Genomic DNA, 24,785 nt, shown 5'->3' with positions numbered 1-24,785 from the left:
CCCCCCCCCCCCCCCCCCCCCCCCCCCCCCACTACCGTTTGTTGTCCTCTCGGCGCTATGGTCTGACGCTTCCCAACCAAGGTGAGGCGTCATGACGTTGCGCAGTCTGTCTTTGCTGGTCTCGCTGGCGTTGTGCACGCCGCTGGCCGCCCACGCGATCGCGTTCACCCCGCAGGAACTGGCCAAGGCGTCCGCGCTGCAGCAGCGGCTGCTGACGCTGGACAGCCATCTGGATACGCCGGCCAACTTCCACCGCGACGGCTTCGACATCACCCAGCGGCACGACCATAACGCGCTGTCGCAGGTGGATTACCCGCGCATGGTCGAAGGCGCGCTGGATGGCGGCTTCTGGGCGATCTACACCGATCAGGGCGACCGCAGCGCACAAGCGCACCAGCATGACCGCGATGCCGGCCTGCTGCGGCTGACCGAGATCCGCGAGATGCTCGCCGCGCATCCGGACACCTTCCAGCTCGCGCTGACCGCCGCCGATGCCGCGCGCATCAAGGCCGCCGGCAAGCGCGTGGTCTACATCAGCATGGAGAACGCCAGCCCGCTGGTCGACGATCCCACGCTGCTCAGTTACTACCACCTGGCCGGCCTGCGCCTGCTCAGCACGGTGCACTTCGCCAACAACGAGTTCGCCGATTCGGCTACCGATCCCAAGGGTGCCGAGTGGAAGGGCCTGAGTCCGGCCGGCAAAGCACTGGTGGATGAAGCGGTGCGGCTGGGCATCGTCATCGATCAGTCGCATGCTGCCGATGCGGTGTTCGATGATCTGATCGAGCGCATGCCGGTGCCGTTCGTGCTCTCGCACAGCTCGGCCAAGGCGATCTACAACCATCCGCGCAATCTCGACGATGCGCGCCTGAAACAGCTGGCCAAGGCCGGTGGCGTGATCCAGGTCAACGCCTATGGTGGTTATCTGATCGATACCGCCAAGAGCGAGGCCCGCAAGGCGGCCGAGACGGCGCTGATGGCGCAGCTGGGCACCGATTACGACGGCATGAGCATCCAGCAGGGTGTCGCGCTGAAGAAGGGGTTGGAGGAAATCGACCAGCGGATTCCGCTGCGCAAGGCCACGCTCGACGATTTCTTCGCCCACTTCGAGCACATCCTCACCGTGGTCGGCCCCGAACACGTGGGCATCGGGCTGGACTGGGATGGCGGCGGTGGCCTGGCCGATCTGCCCGACGTGAGCGAGCTGCCGAAGATCACCGCGTGGCTGCTGCGCAAGGGCTACAGCGAGAAACAGATCGCCGGTATCTGGGGCGGCAACCTGCTGCGCGTCATGCAGCAGGCGCAGGATCACGCGGCCAAGGTCGCCGCCGCGAAGTCCTGAGGCCGGTGGCGCGTCGCGCGCTGCCCGGCGGAGCGGCGTCACCGCCGCCAACAACGAAAAAGGCAGGCCCAGGGCCTGCCTTTTTCACACGCGGTCATCGCCAGCCGGTGGCCGGCGCGATAGCTCAGCCCTTGCCCAGCACCGCATTGCGACGCCCGTAGGCGAAGTAGGCGATCAGGCCCAGAACGTTCCACGCCAGGAAGTACAACTGCGTGGTGCTCGGCAGGCTGAAGAACAGGTACACGCAGCCGATCACCGCCAGCGGGCCGACCACATAGGCCAGCGGCGTGCGGAACTTGCGCACGCGGTTGGGTTCGCGCTTGCGCAGCACCACCAGGCACAGGCCCACCGCGGTGAACGCGGCCAGCGTACCCGCGTTGGCCAGCGCGGCGATCTCGTCCAGGCGTGCCACGCCGGCCAGCGCGGCAACCAGCACCGCGGTGAACAGCGTGGTGGCGACCGGCGTGCCGGTGCGCGCGCTCACCTTGGACAGGCCACGCGGCAGCAGGCCATCGCGCGACATGACGAAGAAGATGCGGCTCTGGCCATACAGGAAGGCCAGCAGCACGGTCGGCAGCGCGATCACCGCCGCTGCGCCGATCCACTTTGCAGCACCCGGGCTGCCCAGCTCGCGCAGGATCAGCGCCAGCGGCTCGGCGCTCTGGCCGAAGATCGTGTAGCTCATCGCACCCACGGCGGCCAGCGCCACCAGCACGTAGATGATGGTGCAACCGACCATCGAGCCGATGATACCGATCGCCAGGTCGCGCTCGGGCTTCTTGGTTTCTTCAGCGGCGGTGGAGATCGCATCGAAGCCGTAGAACGCGAAGAAGATGATCGCCGCGGCCGCCATTACCCCGCGTTCCACACCATCGGCGCCCAGCGACTTGACGAAGCCGAACGGCATGAACGGCTCCATGTGGCCGGTATCGAAGTGCGGCAGGGCAATCGCCACGAACACGGTCAGCGCGATGATCTTGATCACCACCAGCACCGCGTTGAGGGTCGCGCTTTCCTTGGTGCCGGCCATCAGCATGCCGGCCACCAGGAAGGTGATCAGCACCGCCGGCAGGTTGATGAAGCCGCCTTCCACGTGGGGGCCGGCGGTCAGCATCAAGGGCAGGTCGATCCCGAAGCCGTGCAGGAAGCCGACCGCGTAGCCGGACCACCCGACCGCGACCGTACTCACCACCAGCGAGTACTCCAGGATCAGGCTCCAGCCGACCACCCAGGCCACCACCTCGCCCAGGGCGGTGTAGCTGTAGGTGTAGGCGCTGCCGGCGGCCGGCATCATCGTCGACAGCTCGGCGTAGGACAGGGCCGCGCAGGCGCAGACCGCGCCGGCGATGGCGAAGGAAATCAGCACCGCGGGGCCGGCCAGGTTCGCGCCGACACCGATCAGGGTGTAGATGCCGGTGCCGACGATGGCGCCGATGCCCAGCGCGATCAGGTGCGGCCAACTCAGGGTCGGGATCAGTTGCCTGCCGGCTTCATGGACGGTGACAGTGTCTAGGGACTTGCGCCGGAGCAATGACATGGGGCCTCGCGGTGGATGACTGTGAACGACAAGTCTGCGAGTTTTACCGAACGCGGCGCAGCATTACTACTGCCAAGCGTCGTAAGCGGCTGCGCGGCCCGCATGACTGAGGCGAAGGTGACGAAACCGGCACAAAGGCAGGACGCTCATTCCCAGTGGCAGCCGGTGTCGGTGATCGCACCGAAGTCTTCACCGAACGCGGTCTGCTTGCCCGTACGCGCGTTGGTGTAAGAGAAGCCATAGATGCGTGCGCCCTGCGAGCTGATCGCATAGTGGCCGATGACCTTGCCGTCCAGGTGCTCGTCCCACACCGTATCGAACTGCCACGGGCGATCCTCGGCCAGCACCGTGCTCTCCTGCGAGGCCAGAGTCAGCCGCAACCACGCGGTCTTGCCGGCGTAACGCACATGGCTGACCCGCTCACCGTCCGCGGTGCTCTCGGGGAGTTTCCATTCGAGGTGGATCTGCTGGCGGCTGCCGCCGGTCAGGCAGCGGATTTCATCGGCGTGCGCCGGCGCGATGGCCAGCAGCAGCAACAGCGGGGCGAGCCAGCGCATGGGGCGGGGTCCATCCAGAGAGAAAGAGGGCCATTGTCCTCCCCCGCGCACGCTGCCGGCAGCATCGGCCGGATCGAGCCTCCCGATCCGGCCGGTGGGCGTCAGCGGTTCAACGTCGCCATGGCCGCCGGGGCATAACGTGGGCCGGCGGCGGCATTGGCCGGGAAGATCGCATCGATTTGGGCCAGCTCGTCGGCACTGAGCTGCACCTGCAACGCGCCGAGGTTCTCTTCCAGATAGGCCAGCCGCTTGGTGCCCGGGATCGGCACCAAGTCTTCGCCCTGTGCCAGTACCCAGGCCAGGGCCAGCTGCCCGGGCGTCACGCCCTTGGTCGCGGCCATCGCGGTCACCGCATCCACCAGGGCCAGGTTGCGGTCGAAGTTCTCGCCCTGGAAGCGCGGCGATTGGCGGCGGTAGTCATCGGCGTCGAAATCGGCCGGGCTGCGGATCGCGCCGGTCAGGAAGCCACGGCCAAGGGGCGAATAGGGCACGAAGCCGATGCCGAGCTCGCGCACCGTCGCCAGCACACCGTTGTCTTCCGGATCGCGCGACCACAGCGAGTACTCGGTCTGCACCGCGGTGATCGGATGCACCGCATGGGCGCGGCGGATCGTGCCGGCCGAGGCTTCGGAGAGGCCGAGGAAGCGCACCTTGCCCTGTTCGACCAGCCGCGCCATCGCCCCCACGGTGTCCTCGATCGGCACCGTGCCGTCCACGCGGTGCTGGTAGTACAAATCGATGTGGTCCACGCCCAGCCGCTGCAGGCTGGCCTCGCAGGCGGCAATCACGTACTCGGGGCGGCCATCGACGCTGCGGGCGGCGGTGTCGCTCGGCTCCAGCTTGATCCCGAACTTGGTGGCGAGGAACACCTGGTCGCGGCGGTCGGCGATCGCCTTGCCGACCAGCACCTCGTTGGTGTGCGGGCCGTACATGTCGGCGGTATCGAGCAGGGTGACGCCGCGCTCCAGCGCGCGGTGGATGACCGCGATCGCGTCGGCATCGCTGCCGCGGCCGCCATAGAAGGCGCTCATGCCCATGCAACCCAGGCCAAGCGCGGAAACGGTGGGGCCATCACGGCCAAGGGTACGGGTCTGCATGCGGTACTCCAGGGGGAAGGGAAGGAACAGGACCAGCATCCTCCTGCGGACTATGTGGATAAACTGGCTGCTCCTGCATCGTCCTTGAAGCCAGCCTTCACAATGAGTGCCCAGCATCCCCTGCCCGCCGTGGTCGCCTTCGCCCGCGTCGCGCACCATGCCAGTTTCACCCGGGCGGCGGACGAGCTGGGCGTATCGCCCTCGGCGCTCTCGCAGACGGTACGCGCGCTGGAGGCCCGTCTCGGCGTGCGGCTGCTGCAGCGGACCACGCGCCGGGTCGGCCTGACCGAGCAGGGCGCGCGCTTCCTGGCGCAGATACGCGAGGGCCTGGCCCGGATCGATGCCGCCTTCGAGGACCTGGACCAGCAGCGCGATGTTCCCGCCGGCAAGCTGCGCATCAACGTGCCGCGGATCGCTGCCGAACTGCTGGTGCTGCCGCACCTGCCCGGCTTCCTGGCGCGTTATCCACAGATCGAGGTGGAGCTGTTCGTGGAAACCGCGCTGACCGATCTGGTCGCCGGCGGCTTCGACGCGGGCATCCGCTTGGGCGAAAGCCTCGCCCGCGGCATGATCGCGGTGCCGATCGGGCCGCTGGAACGCCAGGTGGTGGTGGCCACGCCGGACTATCTGGCCACGCACGGCGTGCCCGCTACCCCGGCCGACCTGGTCGGGCACGAGTGCATCGTGCACCGGCTCAGCACCGGCCGACGGATGGCGTGGGAGTTCACCGGCGAGGGTCGCGATTTCGAGGTGGAGGTGGCGGGCCGGCTGGTGTTCAACGACGCCGGGCTGATCCATGCCGCCGTGACCCGGGGCATGGGCCTGGCCCAGGGGTTCGAGGCGCTGTACGCCGGCGATGTGGCGGCCGGCCGGCTGCAGTGCGTGCTGCAGGACTGGCAGCAGCCGTTCGCCGGTTTCCACCTCTACTACCCGGCACGTGAGCAGATGGCGCCCAAGCTGCGTGTGTTCATCGATCACCTGCGCGAGGCGATGCGGCGCTGACCCGTGTGGCTCAGCCGGTGCCGGGCAGCAGGGCGCGCGCCCAGTCTGCCCGCGGTGGATGACCCTGTGGATAGATCACCTGCGCATCGCCCGGGAAGCGCTTGCAGCACAACACGCCGTCGGCATCGAACAGACGCCAGCCCTGCGCCGCCGCTTCGGCCTCGGCGATGCGATGGCGCAGGCCAAGCACCAGGCTGGCGTGGCAGTCGAACAGGCACGTACGCAGATCGATCCGGTCCAGCGGCTGAAGCCCCGCGACGATGCGGGTCACGGCTGGATGGGCCAGATCGATGCGCCGGGTGTGCATGCCGAGCAGGCGCTCGTCATGACCGCTCAGGTGCTGCACGAAGTAGACAGGTGGCGGCATGGGTCCCCGCAGTGTTGCGCACGCGCCGGTGAGGCGACGTTGGACGATGGCGCCGATTGGACACCTCGCCGGTACGCAGGGGAATCTCAATGTTTGAATGAAAACCGAGCGTCGCGATGATGCTGCCTATCCGTGGCCGAACGCGACGCGCGCTGTCGTCGTGCACCACGCCTGCCGGCAAAGGCTCAGCCGCTCACACCCAGCCGCACACCGAACCCGACCAGGAACACCCCCGCCACCCGCCTCAGCCAATGCCCGACACGCGGGTGCTGCAGAATCCGACGGCGCAGCAGGTTGCCCACCCCGATCAGCACCGAGCAGTAGGCCAGCCCCATGACGAAGATGATCAGCGCCATGGTCGCAAACGTCACCACGCCCTGGTGCCTTGCCGGATCGATGAACAATGGCAGGAACGCCATGTAGAAGATGATCGCCTTGGGGTTGAGCAGGTTGATCAGCACCGCCTGGCGGAAGTAGTGACCCGGCGTGAGCCGGATGCCGCCTTCCTCGCCCTGGGCGCGCGGCTGGCGCAGCAGGCCGATGCCTATCCACACCAGGTACGCCGCGCCGAGGTACTGCACCGCGTGGAACACCAGCGGGTTGGCCTTGAGCAGCGCCGCCACGCCGGCCACCGCCAGCCACATCAGGATCTGGTCGCCCAGCAGCAGGCCGAACAGCGCCGTGTACCCGCCGCGCACCCCACCGCGGCCGGTGGCGGTGAGCAGGGTGAAGGTGCCCGGGCCCGGCAGTGCCAGGAACACCAGCACGGCAGCAACAAAGGTCCACAGATCCTGGATGCCCATCCACGGCATGGCGGCGACTCGACTACGGGGGGAGGGGCATTGTCCGGCAGCCGCGCGCCGGGCGATAGCGTCAGCGCGCGCCGGCCGGCAACCCGGCAAGCAGCGGCTGCAGACGTTGCGCGAACATCGCATGCAGCTGCCGGATCGCCGGCGAGAACTGCTTGCGGTGCGGGCACACCAGGTTCAACGGCAGGCTGTCGCCGGCTCCGTCCAGCAGCACCTGCAGGCGCCCGGCCTGCACATCGGCGCAGATATCCAGCCACGACTTGAAGACGATGCCTTCCCCCGCCACTGCCCAGCGGCGGACCACGTCGGCATCGTCGCAGACCATGTTGCCGCGCACCGGGATCACCGTGCGCCGGCCATCGGCCTCGAAGCTCCAGCGGTCATAGGCCCGCCCAGCGAGTTGATAGAGCAGGCAGTGGTGCTCCTTCAGCGCCTCCAGGCTGTCCGGCACACCGTGCCGGGCCAGGTAATCCGGTGACGCGGCCAGCACCCGGCGGTTGCCGGGCAGCAGGGGCAGAGCGACATAGCTGGCGTTGTCGAAGCGGCCCAGGCGGAAGGCGATGTCGACCGGATCGCGGAACACATCGGCAACCTGGTCGGATAACTGAAGGCGCAGCTGCAGCTTCGGGTGCGCGGCGCGGAACTCGGTCAGCCATGGCAGCAGCAGGTTGCGGCCCAGATCCGAGGGTGCGGCCACCTGCAGCGTGCCGCGCAGTTCGGCATCCTCGCCACGCACCCGGGCCTCGCCCTCGCGCAGCGCGGCCAGCACCTCCTGCGCATAGGGCAGGTACAGCGCGCCCTCGGCGGTCAGGCGCAGGCTGCGGGTGGAGCGTACGAACAGGCGCAGGTCCAGCTCGCGTTCCAGCCGTGCCACCGCCGCCGCGACCTGGCCGGGCAGCAGATCGGCCTCGCGCGCGGCGTTGGAAAAGCTGCCCAGCGCGGCGGTGCGAACGAACAGGGCGAGGTCATCGAACCGGACAATTTTCATTCCTGCAGTGAAAGTGCTGCCCGATTTTGCGCCTTTCTCCACCCGGCCGTGAAGCGCAGGCTGTCCGTCTTCCCCAACGGATCTCCCCCGATGAAAGCCGTCGCCTATACCCAGCATGGCCTGCCGATCAGCGACCCCGCCGCGCTGGTGGACATCACCCTGCCGATCCCCACCCCCGGCCCGCGCGACCTGCGGGTGGAAGTCCGTGCGATCTCGGTGAACCCGGTCGATACCAAGGTCCGCACCGGCGTGGCGGTCACCGAGCCGCGCGTGCTCGGCTTCGACGCGGTCGGCATCGTGGATGCGGTGGGCGACGAGGTGACGCTGTTCCAGCCCGGCGATGCGGTCTTCTACGCGGGTGCGATCGGCCGCGCCGGCAGCAACGCCGAGTACCAGCTGGTGGACGAGCGCATTGTCGGCCACAAGCCGGCCAGCCTGGATGACGCCGCCGCCGCGGCGTTGCCGCTGACCGCGATCACCGCCTGGGAGCTGCTGTTCGATCGCCTGCGCATCGCGGAAAACGGCGGCGAAGGGCAGACCCTGCTGGTGATCGGTGCCGCCGGTGGCGTCGGCTCGATCCTGGTGCAGCTGGCCCGCCAGCTGACCCGCCTGACCGTGATCGGCACCGCCTCGCGCCCGGATACCCAGGACTGGGTCTACGCGCTGGGCGCGCACCACGTGATCGACCACACCCAGCCGCTGAGCGAAGGCCTGCAGCGCCTGGGCATCGCCGAGGTCAGCCATGTGGCCAGCCTGACCCATACCGACCAGCACTACGACCAGATCGTTGCCGTGCTGGCCCCGCAGGGTCAGCTGGCGCTGATCGACGATCCCGGCCAGCTCGATGTGATGGCGCTCAAGCGCAAGAGCCTGTCCCTGCACTGGGAATCGATGTTCACCCGCTCCAGCTTCAACACCCCCGATGTGCAGCGCCAGCATGAGCTGCTCGAGCGCGTCGCCGCGCTGATCGATGCCGGCGTGCTGCGCACCACGCTGGGCGAGCACTACGGCCGCATCAACGCCGCCAACCTGCGCCAGGCGCACGCCCTGATCGAGAGCCACCGCGCGCGCGGCAAGCTCGTGCTTGAAGGGTTCTGACGCAGCCAATGAGACCGCCGCGGCCTACACTTGGCGCATGCAAACCGAATTCCTCATTCTCGGCGGCCTGGTGTGTGCCGTCCTCGTGCTGCAGCTGCTCGCGCTGCTGCGGCGTTCCGGCAACGGCGGCCTCGAACAGACCCTGCGCGAGGAAGCGCGGGTCGGCCGCAGCGAACTGCGTGAGCAGCTCGAAGGCCTGGGCCGCCAGCAGGACGCCCGGCTGGAAAGTTTCGCGCGCGCGCTGACCGATCTCTCCACCCGCACCGACCAGCGCCTGGACCTGCTGCGCGATGCGCTCGGTGAAGACGCGCGCAAGGCACGCGAGGAAAGCACGCTCAGCCAGCAGCGCACCGGCGACCTGCTGGCACTGCGCATGCAGGAAGTGCGTGCGCAGCTGGAAGCGTTCGGGCAACAGCAGCAGGCGCGCATCGAAGCGTTCGGCCAGCAGCTGGTGGAACTGACCACGCGTACCGACAGCCACATGGCCGCGCTGCGCCAGGCCCTGGCCGAAGACGCGCGCCTGGGCCGTGAGGAAACCGGTCAGTCGCAGCAGCGCCTGGCCGAATCGCTGGGCCTGCGCCTGCAGGAGATGACCCAGCGCAATGAGCAGCGTATCGGCGAGATGCGTGCCACGCTCGAGCAGCAGCTCAAGAGCCTGCAGAGCGACAACGCCGAGAAGCTCGACCAGATGCGCGTGACCGTTGACGAGAAGCTGCAGACCACTCTGGAGACCCGCCTGGGTGCTTCGTTCCAGCTGGTCTCCGAGCGCCTGGAGCAGGTCCAGCGCGGCCTCGGCGAAATGCAGCAGCTGGCCACCGGCGTGGGCGCCCTCAAGCGCGTGCTGACCAACGTCAAGAACCGCGGCAGCTGGGGTGAAGTGCAGCTGGACAACATCCTCGAGCAGACGCTCACCCAGGAGCAGTACGCGCGCGGCGTCAAAGTGCGCCCGGACAGCAACGAGATCGTCGATATCGCCGTGCGGTTGCCGGGCCGCGGCCATGAGGACACCCCGGTGTGGCTGCCGATCGATTCCAAGTTCCCGCGCGAGGATTACGAGCGCCTGCTCGATGCGCAGGAGCAGGGCGACGTCGAGGGCGTGCGCGTGCAGGGCGCGCAGCTCGAGCGCGCCATCCGCATCCAGGCCAAATCGATCTGCGACAAGTACATCGCCCCGCCGCACACCACTGATTTCGCGGTGATGTTCCTGCCTACTGAAAGCCTGTACGCCGAAGTGATCCGCCGCCCTGGCCTGATCGACCTGCTGCAGCGCGACCATCGCGTGGTGGTGGCCGGCCCGACCACCGTGACCGCGTTGCTCAACAGCCTGCAGATGGGCTTCCGCACGCTGGCCATTGAACAGCGCTCCAGTGAAGTGTGGGGTCTGCTCGGTGCGGTCAAGAGCGAGTTCGGCAAGTTCGCCGGCATCCTGGAAAAAGCCGAGAAGCAGATCACCACGGTCGGCCGCAGCCTCGGCGAAGCCAGCCGCAAGACCCGCACCATCGAGCGGCGCCTGCGCAGCGTGGAAACGCTGGGCAGTGAACAGACCCAGGACCTGCTTGGCGACATGAGCGGTGAGGACGAGGACGTCGCCGGCGACGAAGCCAGCCCGCTGCAGGACTAAGCGCCGACGCCGCGCATGCACGCGATCGCGCATGCTGCGTGGCACGTCTTTTGCCCGCCTTCTCCCATCGTTCAAGGAACCGTCCATGCGCCTGCCCCTGATGCTGTCCCTCCTGTTCGCCCTGGCCGGGTGCAGCAGCACACCGGCCGCCGATACCACTGCGGCCACACCCGCCACGCCCAGCGCCGCCGAATGCACTGCCGCCGGTGGCAGCCTGCAGCCGCTGGGTCGCCTGCAGCGCGTGCAGTGCGTAGTGCCCTACGCCGATGCCGGCAAGGTCTGCAGCGCCAAGGCTGACTGCAGTGGCCAGTGCTTGGCCACCAGCGATGTCGCGCCGGGAACGGCCACGCGCGGTGTCTGCCAGCGTGATGTCAGCCAGAACTTCGGCTGCCGCCAGCGCATCGATGGCGGCGTGACCCTGGGCACGATCTGCGTCGACTGACCTTCCCACGGCACGGCTATGCTGTGCCTCCCCCGATGCAACGCAAGGAACCCGAAGTGAGCCAGACCGTCTACGACATCCCCGTGACCACCATCGAAGGCCAGCCGACCTCGCTGGCCGACTACCGCGGCAAAGTGCTGCTGGTGGTCAACGTCGCCTCCAAGTGTGGCCTGACCCCGCAGTACGAAGGCCTGCAGGCGCTGTACGCCGACAAGCAGGCCGCCGGCCTGGAAGTGCTGGGCTTCCCGGCCAACAACTTCCTGGCCCAGGAGCCGGGCAGTGAAGCGGACATCCAGCAGTTCTGCCAGCTGGAATACAACGTCAGCTTCCCGATGTTCGCCAAGATCAGCGTGGCCGGTGAGGACACCCATCCGCTGTACCAGCAGCTGACCGCCGCGCAGCCGGCCGCCACCGGCGAAGGCCCGATGCGCGAAAAGCTGCAGGGCGCGGTGGCCAAGTATCCGGAGCTGGTGGTCAACGCCGCCCCCGGCGTGCTGTGGAACTTCGAGAAGTTCCTGATCGGCCGCGACGGCCAGGTCATCGCACGCTTCGCCCCGGATGTGCCGGCCGACGATGCCCGCCTGGTGGCCGCGATCGACGCCGCGCTGGCGGCCTGATCAGCGGCCCCGGAAACAAAAAAAAGCCCCGCTTCGGCGGGGCTTTTTCGTCGGGGCTCAGTTACCCCAGTTCGGCATCGGCATCGCATCGACCGGAATCGGCGCATCCGGATCGTCCTTGCCGCGCGCATGCTTGCCACGCAGGTCGTTCTCGATCTGGTAGTTGCGGCGCTGCAGCCACGCATCACGGACCAGCGAGTATTCATCCACGGCGTTGTCGCGCATGTCGTCCACCGCCAGCAGCTGCGAACGCATGTCCACCAGCTGCAGGCCCTGCAGGCCGATGCGGATCTTGTCGTCGTCGATCGTGCGGATCGGCGAGAGCGGCATGTCGCCGGCCAGGCCGAACACGTCACGCACGGTACGCGGGCCGAAGAACGGCAGTTCCACGTAGCGCGAACGGCGCCAGCCCCAGGTGCCCAGGGTCTGACCGAAGTCTTCCTTGCGACGCGGCACCATCGCCCTGCTGGCCGGATCGAACAGACCGCCGATACCCAGCGTGGAGTTCATCAGGAAGCGGCCCAGGCTGTCCCAGGCGTCGTCCGGACGGCCCTGCAGCAGCTGGTTGGTGATCGTCACCGGTGCGCGCAGGTTGCTGAAGAAGTTGCTCACGCCGGTGCGGGCGAAGCGCGGCACCACGTTGGTGTAGGCCACCGCCAGCGGGCGTGCGACCGCCCGGTCGACCACGTTGTTGAAGCTGTGCACCTTGCGGTTGAACGGTTCCCACGGATCGTACGGAGTGCGGGTGGGCTCGGTGCCGTCCGCGGTCGGGGCCGGACCACCGTACAGCGCGGCGAAGTCGTCCTCGGCATTGGTCGGCGCGGTGCTGCCGGTGACCGGTGCGGCCGCCGGATCGGTGCTGGCCTGCGTTGCTTCGGTGGCCGTGTCGGCGCCGGCCTCGGCCGGTACCGCATCGGTGTTGGCCACATCGGCAGCCGGTGCCGCCGCCGGGGCGACCTCGACGCTGACCGGTGCGCTGTCGCGTGCCGGCTTGCCGGCACAGGCGCTCAAGGCCAGCGCCAGCACAAGGAGGGGGAGGGTGCGTATGACGTTCATGTCAGCTCGCCGCAGAAAGGGCATGGAAATCCAGGGTGGGTGCCAGCCGGTAGGCGGCACTGAGGTCGGTGAAACCGTCCGGGCTGCCGACGATCGTCGGCGTTATCCCGTTTGCGCGCAGGCGTGCAGCCAGCTCTGCCAGCAGCGCCAGACCGGCGCTGTCGAGCCGGCTCACCGCCGCCAGATCCACCTGCTGCACGCCGTCCAGCGCGGTCAGCGAGGGCCACAGGGCCGTCACCGCCGCGCGGTCGAGCGGCCCGCTGAACACCAGCGAGCTGCCGTTGCGCTGCACGCTGGCGCTGTTACTTGCCACGCGGGGCCTGCCCGGCCTGCATGCTGCCGTTGCGCAGTTCGGTGGCCACCTGCTGGATCGACTTCTGGCGCAGCGGGGCGTCGAACTGGGTCTTGAAGGTCTGCACGTAGGAGATGCCTTCGATCATCACATCGAAGATCTTCCACTGGCCGTTGACGTTGCGCATCAGGTAGTCGACCGGGGTCGGCTCGTTGCCGGCGCGGATCAGCTCGGTGGATACGCGCACGCCGCGGTTGCCCGGCAGCGGCGACTCGCTCTTCAGGCGGAAGGTCGGCTTGCCCTGGATCTCGAGCAGCGCCGAACCGTAGCGCTGCATCAGATTGTCGGCCATCGCATCGGCGAACAGCTTGACGTCGGCATCGGACGCGCCGCGGCCGTGTACGCCCAGCACCAGACGGGCGGCGTAGTCGCGGTCGAAGGTCTTGTTGAGTTCGCTGTTGATGAAGTCACGCAGCACGGCCGGGTTGGCCCGGAACTCGGTGCGGCGCTGCTGCAGCGAGGTCAGGATGCGGGTGCTGGCGTCCATCACGGCCTTGCTGGCCTGGCCCTGCTGGGCGGCAGCGGCTGCCGGGGCGGCCTGGGCGAAGGAGAGCGAGGGCGTAGCGGCGAGCAGGGCCGAGGCCAGCAGCGCCGGGATCAGGGTCTTTTTCATGGTTGCGGTTCCGTTGCAGGCGCGGGCGCGCCGTTGACATCGTGGGAGTCAGCGCCACCGGTGTTGGCCGGACCGCTGAACATGTACTTGCCGACCAGCTGCAGCAGGTCCACCGCCGGCTGGGTGAAGACGATCTCGTCGCCGGACTTGAGTACGTCCGGATCTCCGCCTGGCTGCAGTCCGATATAGCTCTCGCCGAGCAAACCGCTGGTGAAGATGCCGGCCGAGGTATCGGCGGGCAGATCCTTGAACTTGCCGTCGAGCTTGAGGGTCACGATCGAGTCGAACTTCTGGGGATCCAGTTCGATGCCCGAGACCTGGCCGATGGTGACGCCGCCGATCTTGACCGGGGCCTGCTTGCGCAGCTGGCCGATCTGGGTGAAGCGCGCCTTGAGTTCGTAGCCGCTGCCGCCGGTGCCCCACCGTTGATTGGTAGAGGCCACGGCCAGCACCAGCAGCGAGGCCAGCGCCAGCAGCAGGAACGCGCCGACGGAAAATTCGAGTCTGGGACCGCGGATGGCCATGGGATATCTCACTGTTCTTTGTCAGGTGCCTGGACAGGTGTCCGGGCGGGAAGTCTTTGCGTACTCAAGCGGGGTACTGGCCAGGGACAACGGCCGTACCGACCCACGGTCGGTACCTACTGGAACATCATGGCGGACAGCACGAAGTTGAAGACCAGCACCAGCAGCGAGGCGTTGACCACCGCACGCGTGGTGGCGACCGAGGTGCCTTCGATGGTGGGTTCGGCATGGAAACCGACGTAGGAGGCCACCAGGGCCGCCGTGCCGCCGAAGATCGCCGACTTCAGCATCGCCACGCCGAAGTCGTCCCAGAAGTCCACGCTGTTGCTCAGCGCCGACCAGAACACGCCATTGTCCAGGCCGAGCACGTGCACGGCCTCGAAGTAGCTGGCACTGATCGCCAGTGAACAGAAGATGCCGGTCAGCAGCGGCACGGTCAGTACCGCCGCCCAGAAGCGCGGGGCAACGACCTTGGCGACCGGGTCGATCGCCATCAGCTCCAGGGCCTTGATCTGATCGGTGGCCCGCATCAGGCCCAGTTCGGCGGCGATCGAGCTGCCGGCGCGGCCGATGAACAGCAGCGCGGTCAGCACCGGGGCCAGTTCGCGGTACAGCGACAGGCCGAGCAGGGTGGACAAGGCGTCCGCAGCACCGAAGGTGGTCAGCGTGCGGTAACCCTGCAGGGTCAGCACCAGGCCCACGAAGGCACCGCCCACGGCGATGATCGGCAGCGAACGTGCGCCGATCTTGTAGATCTCGCGGGTCAGCTCGGCCAGGAAATCGGCGGTCGGCAGCGAGCCGCGCAGCACCGTCAGCGAGAACAGGCCGGCGCGACCTAGCGAACGGGTGGCGTCAACGAACGGCATCAGGCAACCCTCGCACGCGGTGCGGCATCGAAGGGGATCGGGCCGTCCGGCTCACCATGCAGGAACTGCCGCAGCAGCGGGTCCTGGCTGGATTCGAGCGCGGCCGGGCTGCCCTGGAACACGATGCCGCCGTTGGCGATCGCGATCACCTGGTCGCAGATCGGCAGGGTCTCGTGCACGTGGTGGCTGACGATGATGCTGGTCAGCCCCAGGCTGTGGTTGAGGCGCTGGATCAGGCTCATGATCACGCCCGAGGCAATCGGGTCCAGCCCGGTCAGCGGCTCGTCGTAGATCATCAGCGGCGGGTCCAGTGCCAGCGCGCGGGCCAGGGCCACACGGCGCGCCATGCCGCCGGACAGCTCGCGGGGCCAGGCATCGGCCGCGGCCAGCAGGCCGACCGCGTGCAGCTTCATCTGCACCAGGCGGCGCAACACGGGCTTGGGCAGGCGGGTGTGGGTACGCAGCGGCAGCGCCACATTCTCGGCCACGGTCAGGTCGGTCAGCAGGCCATTGCCCTGCAGCAGCACGCCCACGCTCTTGCGCATCTCCAACAGCGCGCGTGCGCCGGTCGGGATGGGCTGGCCGAACAGGGTGACCTCGCCGGCAACCGGCCGCAGCTCACCGGTCAGCGCGGCCAGCAGGGTGGACTTGCCACTGCCCGATGGGCCGAGCACGGCCGTGATGCTGCCGCGCGGAACGGTCAGCGAAACGTCGCGCAGGATCGTACGTCCGCCGCGGTCGATGCGGACGTTGGACAACTGCACCAGACTCTCTTCGGAAACCGTCATGAGCGCCATTAACAAAATTCCAACGTTGTAAGATCATGGTGAACGGCTGAACATAACCGAACTGCACCGTGCAGTATTGTCGCACGGGCAGGTGGGGGCAGCGCCCCGACGGCCATGCCGTGGCCTGCAACACAGCGTGTCGGGCCGGTATCGGCCACGGCCTTTTCCACGTCCGGACACCCCTCAGCGCTGCGTTCGTGCGCGGGCTGCGGCACACTCCTGCGATGACCGACGCCGCTTCAGACTTCCGCCTGTACCACTCCAACTCGCTCGATGTGCTGGCCGCCCTGCTGGCCACGACGCTGCGCACGCCCGTGCCGGGCCAATCGATCCTGGTGCCGGAGGTGGTCCTGATCCCGCAGGTGGCGATGCGCCGCTGGCTGCAATCGACCCTGGCGGCCGAGTATGGCATCGCCGCCAATCTGGAGTTCCTCACCCCCGGTGAGCTGGTCGCCCGCGCCCTCAATGCCAACGTGCCCGGCGAACATGACGATCTCAATGCCGAGGGCCTGCGCTGGGGGCTGTACGCCGCGCTGCGTGACCCGGTGCTGATGGCGCAACCGCCGATGGTGGCCCTGCAGGCCTATCTGTCCGCGGCTGATCCGCTCAAGCCGTGGGCGCTGGCCGCCGAGCTGGCCTCGGTGTTTGAGAAGTACCAGGCCTGGCGTCGCGATTGGCTGCTGCGTTGGGAGGCCGGCGCGGCACCGAACGACCCGCAGGCGATCCTGTGGCGGCATATCGCCAGCGGCAAGCAGTACCGTGCGCGCCGCATCGATGCCTATCTCGCCCGTTTCGAGGGTGCTGGCCAACCGCTGCCGCAGGGCCTGCCGGCGCGGGTGTTCGCCTTCGCCACGCTCAACATATCCCCGGACGTGCTGCGGGTGATGGCCACCCAGGCGCGGGTCGGCACGATGCACTTCTATCTGCCCACGCCCACCCAGGCCTACTGGGGCGATCTGCAGACCCTGGGCGAGAAGCTGCGCAGTGGCGCGCCCGATCCGTTCGGCGAGGCGGCCGGCGAGAACCGCCTGCTGCAGGCCTGGGGCGCGGCGGGCCGCGACTTCATGGCGGTGCTGGGCAGCTACGAGGTCGTGCACCCCTCCGGTGAGATCGCCGCCTACGACGATCCCGAAGAGGACGCGCGCCCGGACATGGATGCCGGCGGCCTGTCCGACAGCCTGCTGCATTGCCTGCAGCGCGACCTGTTCCACCGCCGCGGGCAGCCCGCCGGCCCTCTGCGCGAGGCGCTGCGCTACGACGACCCCAGCCTGCAGGTGCATGCCTGCCATACCCGGCTGCGCGAACTGCAGGTGCTGCACGACCAGCTGCGCGGCCTGCTCCAGGACCCGCGCTTCGATCCGCCGTTGCAGGCGCGCGAGATCGCGGTGCTGGCGCCGGACATCGATCCCTACGTGCCCTACCTGGAAGCGGTGTTCGGCGGGCGCGGCGGCGGCGATGACCACATTCCCTATGCGCTGGCCGACACCAGCCCGCTGGCGGGTGAACCACTGGCCGATGTGTTCGTGCACCTGCTCGGGTTGCCGGTCTCGCGCTTCGGCTTGAACGAAGTGCTGGATCTGCTCGCCAGCGCGCCGCTGGCCGAAGCGGCCGGTCTGGATGCGGCGGCGTTCGACCGCCTGCACGACTGGCTGCAGGCCGCCGGCGCGCGCTGGGGGCTGGATGCCACCCATCGCGGCCAGCACCAGGCCCCGGTCGATGATGCCTTCACCTGGCAGTTCGCACTCGATCGCCTGCTGCTCGGCCATGCCAGCGGCAGCGACGGCGATATCGCCGGGGTCGCGCCGTGGCCGGAGCTGGAAGCCAGCGCGCTGGATGCGCTGGATCGCCTGCTCGGCCTGCTGCGGGTGCTGGCGCGCTACCAGAAGGCGTTGGGAGAGGCGATGTCGCCTGGCCAGTGGCGGCAGCGTCTGCTGGCGCTGCTCGATGCGCTGCTGCCGGAGCCGCCGCAGGCCGCCAACAGCCAGCGCGCGCTGGAGCGGCTGCGCAAACTGATCAACGAGTTCGCCCGTGATGCGAATACCGCCGGCTTTGAGGGCGACGTGCCGCCGGAAGTGCTGCGCGCGCATTTCGCCGGCGTGCTTGCGCAGGCCGATACACGTGCGCCGCTGCTGACCGGCGGCGTCAGCTTCGGGCGGATGGTGCCGATGCGCCTGCTGCCGTTCCGGGTGATCTGCGTGCTGGGCCTGAACGATGGCGATTTCCCGCGCCGCGACCCGGCTGCCGGGCTCAACCAGCTCACCGCCGAACTGGGCACCGACAAGCGCCGGCATGGCGACCGATCGCTGCGCGAGGACGACCGCTTCCTGTTCCTGCAGCTGTTCGCCTCGGCGCAGGACGTGTTCTACCTGAGCTACCTGGGCGCCGATCCGCGCGATGGCAGCGTACGTGAACCGTCAGTGCTGGTCAGCGAGCTGATCGATGCCGCTGCCGAGTACCACCTGGATCCGCCCGCGGCCGCCAAGCGGATGACGGTGCGGCACTCGCTGCAGCCGTTCGCCCCGGCGGCATTCGGTGGGGGTGAGGAACCGCGACGTTTCAGCTACCGCCAGCAATGGCACCCGGCCGCCGGCTCGCTTGGCGGCGCACGGCGCGCGCTGGCGCCCTGGTTCGCACGGCCACTGCCGCCGATGGAGAGCGTGGTGGGCGAGGCCGAACTGAGCGTGGATGCGCTGCGTCGCTTCCTCACCGATCCGGCCAGCCAGTTCCTCTCGCAACGGCTCGGCCTGCGCCTGCCCGACGACGTGGACAACGCCGAGGATGTGGAGCCGCTGGTGATGGCGGCGCGCGGTGGCGATACCGTACTGCTGCAGCAGGCGGTGATCGAGGCCACCCTCGACGAGGATGCCGCGCCGCTGTACCCCCGGCTGCGCGCGCGTGCGCTGCTGCCCTCCGGTGCACTGGGCGAGCGTCAGTTCGCGCTGCTGCAGGCGCAGACCGAACCCTACGCACAGGCGCTGGCGCAATGGCAGGCCGGTACTGCGGCCGGCAGCCGCCGCTACGAAGTGGATATCGACGGGGTGCGTCTGCACGGCCGTGTCGAGGGCCTGCATCCGCATGGCCTGGTGCATCTGCGCCCGGGCCCGCTCAATGGCCGTGCCGCGATCCGCCAGGGTCTGGACTGGCTGCTCGCCAACGCCGCCGGCGACCCACAGCCGCTGGTCCAGTTCCACGACGCGGGCGATGACGGGCTGGGCCCGCACACGCTGCCGCCGCTGCAGGCCGAACGTGCGCACGAGGTGCTGCGGCGCCTGCTGCAGCTGCGCAGCGAAGGGCTGCGCGCGCCGCTGTTGTACGGCCCGTCCACCGGCTGGGTGCTGTACACCGCCGCCGAGGCCAAGCGCGAAGCCGAGGGCCGCGCCAAGTGGCATGGCAGCGACCGCACCTGGGGCGAATCCACCGGCGCCGGCTACCAGCTCGCGCTGCGTGGCCATGATCCGTTCGCCACCGCGGACAGCTACCGACAATTGCTGCACAACAGCTTCGTGGTGTTCACCGCGGTGCGCGAGGGCCGGGTGTTCCCGGGCTTTGACGAGCAAGGAGCCCTGCGATGATCGACCACGACCTGCTCAACGATCCCTATCTGGCGCTGCCGCTGGAGGGCGTGCGCCTGATCGAGGCCAGCGCCGGTACCGGCAAGACCTTCACCCTGGCCACGCTGTTCACCCGGCTGGTGGTGGAGAAGGGCTGGCGCATCGGCCAGATCCTGGCGGTCACCTTCACCGATGCCGCGACGCAGGAACTGCGCAAGCGCATCCGCGAGCGCCTTGCATTGGCCGCACAGCTGGTCGAGCGCGCGCCGAGCGAACAGGACAGCCCGGAGGTCGTCCTGACCCGGGCGATCCTGCACCGCCAGCTCGCCCTCGGCGAAGAAACGCCGGCCGCGCTGGCGCGCCGGCTGCAGACCGCGGCCGACGAAATCGATCTCGCCTCGATCTTCACCATCCATGGCTTCTGCACCCGCGTGCTGCGTGAGCATGCCCTGGAGAGCGGACACACCTTCGATCCGCCGACCCTGCTGCCGAGCGAACGCGCGCTGCACGAGGAACTCGCCGCCGACCTGTGGCGCGTGCATGCCAACGACGCGGCCACGGTCGATGCGCTGACCTGGCTGTGGTCCTCGCCCGAGGCGCTGGCCGGCGATCTCACCACGCTGATCAAGCCGTTGCCGTTGCTCCCAGCGCGGCCGACCCACACCTTCGACGACCCCGCGCCGCAGCTGCGGCTCGCCGCGGCCGCGCTGGCCGAGGCGATCGAAACCCACGCCGAAGACGCGCAGGCGCAGATCGCCGTCGCCTTCGATCGCAAGATCTTCGACGGTCGCCGTGCCAAACGGCCCAGCTTCGACAAGGCCTTCGGCGAGCTGTTGGCCGGCCGCAGCGCGCAGCACTGGCCGCGCGGCGACAAGAGCCACCTGGGCAAGCTGCTGCCGGTGCAGCTGCTGGCCTTCTGCAAGGACGGCATGGACGGCCAGTGCCCGGTCTCGCCGCTGTTCGATGCACTGCAACGCTGGTGGCACGCCGCCGACGCGCGCGAGCAGTGGCTGCGCCAGCAGGCCACCGCGTTCCTGCATGACCTGCGCGATGAAGCGCGTGCGCGCCTGGCCGAGCTCAAGCGGATCGGACGCGTGCAGACCTACGATGACCTGATCGACGGTGTCGCCGATGCACTCGACGGCCCGCACCGCGCCACCCTGGTGCAGCAGCTGCGCGCGCAGTACGCGATCGCGCTGGTGGACGAGTTCCAGGATACCGACGACCGCCAGTGGGGCATCTTCCAGCGCGTGTTCGGCGATTCACAGGAAACCCGCGAGGCCGGCCTGACACCGGCGCTGTTCCTGATCGGCGATCCGAAGCAGGCGATCTACGGTTTCCGCGGCGGCGATATCCACACCTACCTCAAGGCCAAGCGCCAGGCCGATGCCGCGCCCGCGCTGGACCGCAACTTCCGCTCGCGTCCGGCGGTGCTGCACGCGATCGAAGCGCTGTACGCCAATGCCGGCGAACGCGCCTTCCTCGAAGCCGACATCGCCTTCGAGCCGGTGCACCCCGGCAGCACCCGCGTGGATGCGGATTTTCTGCGCGACGGGATTCCCGCACCCGGCCTGACCGTGCGCGTGCTGCACAACACCGAGGCCGGTGATCTCAAGGCCGATCCCTCGCGCCAGCAGGCCAGCGACGCCTGCGTGGCCGCGATCCATCAGATCCTCAGCGAGGCCCGGCAAGGGCGCGCGCTGCTGCGCGACCTGCCGGTACAACCCGGCGACATCGCGGTGCTGGTGCGCTCGCACAAGGAGGCCACGCGCATCCAGCAGGCGCTCGGTGCGGTAGGTATTCCCGCCGTCGCTGCAGGCAAGCAGAGCCTGTATGCCACGCCCGAAGCGCACGACCTGCGCCTGCTGTTGCTGGCGTTGCTGCAGCCGGCCGATGAAGGACGGCTGCGCGCGGCGCTGTCGACCGTGCTGCTTGGCGAAGATGCCGAGGCGATCGATGCGCTGGAGCGCGAAGGGGATGCACAACGCTCGTTCCAGGTGCGGCTGCTGGAATGGCGTGAGCGCTGGCAGCGCGGCGGCCCGTTCGCGGTGATCGCCGATCTCTGTGCCGAGCACGCCGAGCGTCTGCTCGGCCTGCTGGATGGCGAGCGTCGCTTGACCAACTACCTGCAGCTGGGCGAGCTGCTGCAGCAGGCGGCCGGCCAGACGCTGGGCATGCACGGCCTGCTCGACTGGCTGCAGGTGCAGATGGCGCATGCAGACCAGAACGACGAACAGCAGCTGCTGCGCCTGGAATCGGATGCGCGCCGCGTGCAGATCATCACCCTGCACAAGAGCAAGGGCCTGGAGTATCCGCTGGTGTTTCTGCCGTTCGTGGGCATCGGGGGTGGCGCGCCGAACACCGAGGCCAACTGCACGGTGTACGCCAACGGCCGCCGCGAGCTGCATTGGAAACTGGACAAGGACGACAGCTGGAGCGCAGCCAGCACGCGCAGCGCGCAGGAACAGGAGGCCGAAGATGCGCGTCTGCTCTATGTCGGGTTGACCCGCGCCGAGCACGCGCTGTGGATCGCCGCCGGTGAGCTCGCCGGCCTGGCGAAGACCCGCCTGGCACCGATGCTGTCGAACATGGGCGCCCTGCGTGACCACCCGGATATCGCTGTTATCGAAGGCCCGGTGGAGATCCGGCCGGCACAGCTCGCCTTCGAACGCGAGGGCGAGCTGCCGCCGGTACGCGCGCTCACCCGCCGCGTGCCGCACGATTGGTGGGTGTACAGCTTCACCCAGCTGGCGCATGCCGATGCGGGCCACGACACCGATGCCGCCGCGACCGAAGTGCCGGCCCCCGCGGCCGACGAACCGGCCGGCGTGGACCTCACCCTGGACGCCGAGCAACCGGCCGTGGCCAGCGACGAGAGCGACCCGCGTTTCATGGGCAGCCGCTTCGGCAATGTGCTGCACGATGCGCTGGAGAACACCGATTTCGCGCTGTGGGGCGGCTGGCAGGCCGGGCAGCTGGCACCCGGCGAGGAAGCCGGGGTTCTGCGTGCTTCGCTGCGCGCGGAAGGCTATGCCGAGGAAGATCTGGACGATGGCGTGGCCATGTTGACCGCGCTGGTCGGCCAGACCCTGACCGTGCCCTTGCCGGAAGGCGGCGCACTGCACGACCTGCCGGCCGATGCACGCCGTGCCGAGATCGAGTTCCACTTCGCGATGCAGCCCACCGCCGTTCCAGCGCTGCTGAGCCTGCTGCACGCGCACGGACTGGTGCGTGACCGCCATGGCTTCGGCACCCGCCGGCGGCTGGAGGGCCTGATGACCGGCAAGATCGATCTCACCTACGTGCGTGCGGACCGCTGGTACGTGCTCGACTACAAATCCAATCGCCTGCCTGGCTACGACGCGGCCCGGCTGACGAGTGCCATGCAGCACAGCGAGTACGACCTGCAGGCGCTGATCTACACCGTGGCGCTGCACCGCTGGCTGCGCTTCCGGCTGGGCGCGCAGTACGACTACACGCGCGACATGGGCGGCATCCGCTACCTGTTCTGCCGCGGCCTGGATGCTCGCCGCGACGACAGTCCGGGCCTGTATGCGCATCGCTTCGATCCGACTCTGGTCGACGCACTGGATGCCCTGTTCGCCGGCGGCGAACACGCCCAGGCCCGCATGGCCGCCCGCGCACGGGGGGACGCATGAGCCTGCTCACCACGCTGTACCGCGGCAACGCGCTGCGCACACTCGATCACGCACTGGCGCAGAGCCTGCGCCGGCTGCGCCCGGACACGCCCGAGCCGGTGCTGCTCGGTGCTGCACTGGCCTCGCTGGCGGTCTCGGAAGGCCATGCCGGCCTGGATCCGAGCCAGCCGCAGCGGCTGATCGATGCCGAGATCGAGTGGCCCGCGCCCGAGGGTTGGCTGGCGCAGCTGCGCACCTCGCCGTGGGTGGAGGTGCCGGATGCAGATGACGTGGTCGCCGGCGATGCACCGCTGGTGTTGGAGAACGGGCTGCTCTATCTGCGCCGCTACCGCGAGTACGAGCGGCGGCTTGCTGCGGGCCTGCAACGGATCGCCACGCATCCGCTGGCCGAGGCCGATCCCGGCCGCCTGGCCACCCTGTTTGGCCAGTTGTTCCCGCAGGCGCGCGAAGGGATGGATCATCAGGCCCGCGCCGCGGCCGTCGCCCTGCGCCATCCGCTGGTGCTGGTGACCGGCGGCCCCGGCACCGGCAAGACCACCACCATCGCGCGGCTGCTGGTACTGCTGGCCGCGCAGGCGGTGCAGGCGGACCAGGCATTGCCACGGGTCGCGCTGGCCGCGCCGACCGGCCGTGCCGCCGAACGCATGGCCGAGAGCCTGCGCCTGGCCGTGCAGCGGCTGCGGCTGGTCGGCATCGCGCCGGCCCTGTGCGATGCGATGCCGAGCACCGGCACCACCCTGCATCGCCTGCTCGGGGTAATCCCGGATTCGCCGCGCTTCCGCCATCACGCCGACAACCCGCTGCCGTATGACGTGGTGGTGGTGGACGAGGCCTCGATGATCGATCTGCCGTTGATGACCAAGCTGGTCGAGGCGGTCGCCGATGGCAGCCGGCTGGTGCTGCTCGGCGATCCGGATCAGCTGCCCTCGGTGGAAGCCGGCGATGTGCTCAGTGCGATCCTGCGTGCCAGTGGCGATGGCCTGGGCACGCAGGCCGACGACGCGCAGGCATTACGCGCGCTGCTCGCGCCCGACGCGCTGCAACCGCTGGCACCGTCACGCCGGTTCGCGGGCCGGCGCGTGCAGCTGCAGCGCGGCTACCGGCAGACCGACGCGCTCGATCTGGCGCCGCTGGCGCATGCCGTGCGCGAGGGCAACAGTGCCACCGCACTTGCCCTGCTACGCGTGGGCACGCTGGCCGGTGTGCACTTCCACGAGGACCAGAGCGACCCGCTGCAGCATCATCGCGAGCACCTGCTCGGGCATTGGCGTGGCCTCGGCGAAGCCGCCGATCCGGGTCAGGCGCTGGCCAATGCCGGCCGCATCCGCCTGCTTACCGCCGTGCGCGAAGGCCCACAGGGGGCGCGCGGGCTCAATGCGCGCATCGAAGCACTGCTGGCCGGTGTGCCGCGGCCGGGCATGGCGCCGGGTTATTTCCACGGTCGGCTGCTGCTGATCACTGAAAACAGCTACCGGCACCGCCTGTTCAACGGCGACATCGGCATCTGCCTGATTGATCGGCACGGCAGCGTCACGGCATGGTTCCCCGGCGAGACGCCGGATCAGCCGCGCGGCTTCCACCCGGGTGCGTTGCCCGCACATGAGAGTGCGTTCGCGATGACCGTGCACAAGGCACAGGGCTCGGAGTTCGATGAGGTCTGGCTGCAGCTGCCGCGACGCGACAACCGCGTGCTGTCGCGCGAGCTGATCTACACGGGTATGACCCGTGCGCGGCAGTCGCTGCATGTGCTGGGCAGTGCGGAAGTGTTGGAGGCCGCGTTGGCGCGGCATGCCAGCCGTTTGTCGGGCCTGGCGGCGCGCCTGCAGGGCGGCCAGGGAGACGCAGTAGCCGACGCCGTCGTGACGGCGCCGGCCCAGGGGCAGTTGTTCTAGCCCTGCG

20 protein-coding genes and 1 pseudogene are annotated in these 24,785 nt (G+C 68.9%); 9 read left to right on the top strand and 12 right to left on the bottom strand.

What is annotated here, in order from left to right:
* Positions 1-91 precede the first annotated feature (91 nt).
* Complete coding sequence (locus ACE026_RS13705; protein ID WP_486039408.1) at positions 92-1,342, top strand: dipeptidase; 1,251 nt, start codon at positions 92-94, stop codon at positions 1,340-1,342.
* 124 nt (positions 1,343-1,466) lie between these two features.
* Here ACE026_RS13705 and ACE026_RS13700 read toward each other — a convergent pair whose 3' ends face one another.
* The 3 genes from ACE026_RS13700 to ACE026_RS13690 all read right to left on the bottom strand — a co-directional run bounded on the left by ACE026_RS13700 (position 1,467) and on the right by ACE026_RS13690 (position 4,533).
* Positions 1,467-2,879, bottom strand: a complete 1,413-nt coding sequence (locus tag ACE026_RS13700) for an amino acid permease (protein WP_486039407.1) — start codon at positions 2,877-2,879, stop codon at positions 1,467-1,469.
* A gap of 146 nt (positions 2,880-3,025) precedes the next feature.
* The gene (locus ACE026_RS13695; protein WP_486039406.1) at positions 3,026-3,436 is read right to left on the bottom strand and encodes a hypothetical protein; all 411 of its coding nucleotides are present in this window, start codon (positions 3,434-3,436) and stop codon (positions 3,026-3,028) included.
* Between the two features lie 101 nt (positions 3,437-3,537).
* Positions 3,538-4,533 carry an aldo/keto reductase gene (locus ACE026_RS13690; RefSeq protein ID WP_486039405.1) on the bottom strand — a complete coding sequence of 332 codons (996 nt, stop codon included), beginning with the start codon at positions 4,531-4,533 and terminating at the stop codon, positions 3,538-3,540.
* A 102-nt stretch (positions 4,534-4,635) separates the two neighbouring features.
* On the opposite strand from ACE026_RS13690, the gene ACE026_RS13685 reads away from it, so the two are divergent.
* Positions 4,636-5,535, top strand: coding sequence for a LysR family transcriptional regulator (locus ACE026_RS13685; RefSeq protein WP_486039404.1), 900 nt, complete (start codon positions 4,636-4,638; stop codon positions 5,533-5,535).
* A gap of 10 nt (positions 5,536-5,545) precedes the next feature.
* Here ACE026_RS13685 and ACE026_RS13680 read toward each other — a convergent pair whose 3' ends face one another.
* The 3 genes and pseudogenes from ACE026_RS13680 to ACE026_RS13670 form a co-directional block, all read right to left on the bottom strand.
* Positions 5,546-5,902 carry a hypothetical protein gene (locus ACE026_RS13680; protein WP_486039403.1) on the bottom strand — a complete coding sequence of 119 codons (357 nt, stop codon included), beginning with the start codon at positions 5,900-5,902 and terminating at the stop codon, positions 5,546-5,548.
* Between the two features lie 185 nt (positions 5,903-6,087).
* Positions 6,088-6,714: a leucine efflux protein LeuE gene (gene leuE / locus ACE026_RS13675; RefSeq protein ID WP_486039402.1), complete on the bottom strand. Its 627-nt coding sequence runs from the start codon at positions 6,712-6,714 to the stop codon at positions 6,088-6,090.
* A gap of 17 nt (positions 6,715-6,731) precedes the next feature.
* Positions 6,732-7,699, bottom strand: a pseudogene (locus ACE026_RS13670) (LysR family transcriptional regulator); the annotation flags it as partial.
* 90 nt (positions 7,700-7,789) lie between these two features.
* Between ACE026_RS13670 and ACE026_RS13665 the strand changes: the two are divergent.
* The 4 genes from ACE026_RS13665 to ACE026_RS13650 all read left to right on the top strand — a co-directional run bounded on the left by ACE026_RS13665 (position 7,790) and on the right by ACE026_RS13650 (position 11,477).
* On the top strand, positions 7,790-8,797 hold the full coding sequence (locus tag ACE026_RS13665) for a zinc-binding alcohol dehydrogenase family protein (protein ID WP_123730931.1): 1,008 nt from the start codon (positions 7,790-7,792) through the stop codon (positions 8,795-8,797).
* A gap of 37 nt (positions 8,798-8,834) precedes the next feature.
* The gene (locus ACE026_RS13660) at positions 8,835-10,418 is read left to right on the top strand and encodes a DNA recombination protein RmuC (RefSeq protein WP_486039401.1); all 1,584 of its coding nucleotides are present in this window, start codon (positions 8,835-8,837) and stop codon (positions 10,416-10,418) included.
* A gap of 85 nt (positions 10,419-10,503) precedes the next feature.
* Positions 10,504-10,860: a hypothetical protein gene (locus ACE026_RS13655; protein ID WP_486039400.1), complete on the top strand. Its 357-nt coding sequence runs from the start codon at positions 10,504-10,506 to the stop codon at positions 10,858-10,860.
* A 56-nt stretch (positions 10,861-10,916) separates the two neighbouring features.
* Entirely contained in the window at positions 10,917-11,477 is a 561-nt protein-coding gene (locus ACE026_RS13650) for a glutathione peroxidase (protein WP_088435249.1), read from the top strand.
* Positions 11,478-11,534: 57 nt separating this feature from the next.
* Here ACE026_RS13650 and ACE026_RS13645 read toward each other — a convergent pair whose 3' ends face one another.
* The 6 genes from ACE026_RS13645 to ACE026_RS13620 all read right to left on the bottom strand — a co-directional run bounded on the left by ACE026_RS13645 (position 11,535) and on the right by ACE026_RS13620 (position 15,676).
* Positions 11,535-12,533: an MlaA family lipoprotein gene (locus ACE026_RS13645; protein WP_486039399.1), complete on the bottom strand. Its 999-nt coding sequence runs from the start codon at positions 12,531-12,533 to the stop codon at positions 11,535-11,537.
* Position 12,534: 1 nt separating this feature from the next.
* Positions 12,535-12,846, bottom strand: coding sequence for an STAS domain-containing protein (locus ACE026_RS13640; RefSeq protein WP_486039398.1), 312 nt, complete (start codon positions 12,844-12,846; stop codon positions 12,535-12,537).
* Positions 12,836-13,498: an MlaC/ttg2D family ABC transporter substrate-binding protein gene (locus ACE026_RS13635; RefSeq protein WP_019183995.1), complete on the bottom strand. Its 663-nt coding sequence runs from the start codon at positions 13,496-13,498 to the stop codon at positions 12,836-12,838. Before ACE026_RS13635 ends, ACE026_RS13640 begins: the two co-directional genes overlap by 11 nt.
* The gene (mlaD, locus tag ACE026_RS13630; RefSeq protein ID WP_486039397.1) at positions 13,495-14,022 is read right to left on the bottom strand and encodes an outer membrane lipid asymmetry maintenance protein MlaD; all 528 of its coding nucleotides are present in this window, start codon (positions 14,020-14,022) and stop codon (positions 13,495-13,497) included. The genes ACE026_RS13635 and mlaD overlap by 4 nt, the downstream gene beginning before the upstream one ends.
* A gap of 116 nt (positions 14,023-14,138) precedes the next feature.
* Complete coding sequence (locus tag ACE026_RS13625; RefSeq protein ID WP_019183993.1) at positions 14,139-14,888, bottom strand: MlaE family lipid ABC transporter permease subunit; 750 nt, start codon at positions 14,886-14,888, stop codon at positions 14,139-14,141.
* On the bottom strand, positions 14,888-15,676 hold the full coding sequence (locus ACE026_RS13620) for an ABC transporter ATP-binding protein (RefSeq protein WP_019183992.1): 789 nt from the start codon (positions 15,674-15,676) through the stop codon (positions 14,888-14,890). Before ACE026_RS13620 ends, ACE026_RS13625 begins: the two co-directional genes overlap by 1 nt.
* 224 nt (positions 15,677-15,900) lie before the next feature.
* Between ACE026_RS13620 and recC the strand changes: the two genes are divergently transcribed.
* From recC to recD, 3 genes are read left to right on the top strand one after another with little or no spacing between them, the layout of a single operon-like run.
* On the top strand, positions 15,901-19,248 hold the full coding sequence (gene recC / locus ACE026_RS13615) for an exodeoxyribonuclease V subunit gamma (protein WP_486039396.1): 3,348 nt from the start codon (positions 15,901-15,903) through the stop codon (positions 19,246-19,248).
* Positions 19,245-22,886, top strand: a complete 3,642-nt coding sequence (gene recB, locus ACE026_RS13610; RefSeq protein WP_486039395.1) for an exodeoxyribonuclease V subunit beta — start codon at positions 19,245-19,247, stop codon at positions 22,884-22,886. Before recC ends, recB begins: the two co-directional genes overlap by 4 nt.
* Positions 22,883-24,778 carry an exodeoxyribonuclease V subunit alpha gene (gene recD / locus ACE026_RS13605; protein WP_486039394.1) on the top strand — a complete coding sequence of 632 codons (1,896 nt, stop codon included), beginning with the start codon at positions 22,883-22,885 and terminating at the stop codon, positions 24,776-24,778. Before recB ends, recD begins: the two co-directional genes overlap by 4 nt.
* Positions 24,779-24,785 lie beyond the last annotated feature (7 nt).

This window comes from Stenotrophomonas sp. AGC87 (genome assembly GCF_057333975.1).
Note: the sequence above shows the minus strand (reverse complement) of the source record. Positions and strands in the feature narration are given on the sequence as shown.

Bases quoted from the DNA above. Each gene is read 5' to 3' on its own strand.
- ACE026_RS13705 (WP_486039408.1), top strand. From the start codon at position 92: ATGACGTTGCGCAGTCTGTCTTTGCTGGTCTCGCTGGCGTTGTGCACG.
- ACE026_RS13700 (WP_486039407.1), bottom strand. From the start codon at position 2,879: ATGTCATTGCTCCGGCGCAAGTCCCTAGACACTGTCACCGTCCATGAA.
- ACE026_RS13695 (WP_486039406.1), bottom strand. From the start codon at position 3,436: ATGCGCTGGCTCGCCCCGCTGTTGCTGCTGCTGGCCATCGCGCCGGCG.
- ACE026_RS13690 (WP_486039405.1), bottom strand. From the start codon at position 4,533: ATGCAGACCCGTACCCTTGGCCGTGATGGCCCCACCGTTTCCGCGCTT.
- ACE026_RS13685 (WP_486039404.1), top strand. From the start codon at position 4,636: ATGAGTGCCCAGCATCCCCTGCCCGCCGTGGTCGCCTTCGCCCGCGTC.
- ACE026_RS13680 (WP_486039403.1), bottom strand. From the start codon at position 5,902: ATGCCGCCACCTGTCTACTTCGTGCAGCACCTGAGCGGTCATGACGAG.
- leuE (WP_486039402.1), bottom strand. From the start codon at position 6,714: ATGCCGTGGATGGGCATCCAGGATCTGTGGACCTTTGTTGCTGCCGTG.
- ACE026_RS13665 (WP_123730931.1), top strand. From the start codon at position 7,790: ATGAAAGCCGTCGCCTATACCCAGCATGGCCTGCCGATCAGCGACCCC.
- ACE026_RS13660 (WP_486039401.1), top strand. From the start codon at position 8,835: ATGCAAACCGAATTCCTCATTCTCGGCGGCCTGGTGTGTGCCGTCCTC.
- ACE026_RS13655 (WP_486039400.1), top strand. From the start codon at position 10,504: ATGCGCCTGCCCCTGATGCTGTCCCTCCTGTTCGCCCTGGCCGGGTGC.
- ACE026_RS13645 (WP_486039399.1), bottom strand. From the start codon at position 12,533: ATGAACGTCATACGCACCCTCCCCCTCCTTGTGCTGGCGCTGGCCTTG.
- ACE026_RS13635 (WP_019183995.1), bottom strand. From the start codon at position 13,498: ATGAAAAAGACCCTGATCCCGGCGCTGCTGGCCTCGGCCCTGCTCGCC.
- mlaD (WP_486039397.1), bottom strand. From the start codon at position 14,022: ATGGCCATCCGCGGTCCCAGACTCGAATTTTCCGTCGGCGCGTTCCTG.
- ACE026_RS13625 (WP_019183993.1), bottom strand. From the start codon at position 14,888: ATGCCGTTCGTTGACGCCACCCGTTCGCTAGGTCGCGCCGGCCTGTTC.
- ACE026_RS13620 (WP_019183992.1), bottom strand. From the start codon at position 15,676: ATGACGGTTTCCGAAGAGAGTCTGGTGCAGTTGTCCAACGTCCGCATC.
- recC (WP_486039396.1), top strand. From the start codon at position 15,901: ATGACCGACGCCGCTTCAGACTTCCGCCTGTACCACTCCAACTCGCTC.
- recB (WP_486039395.1), top strand. From the start codon at position 19,245: ATGATCGACCACGACCTGCTCAACGATCCCTATCTGGCGCTGCCGCTG.
- recD (WP_486039394.1), top strand. From the start codon at position 22,883: ATGAGCCTGCTCACCACGCTGTACCGCGGCAACGCGCTGCGCACACTC.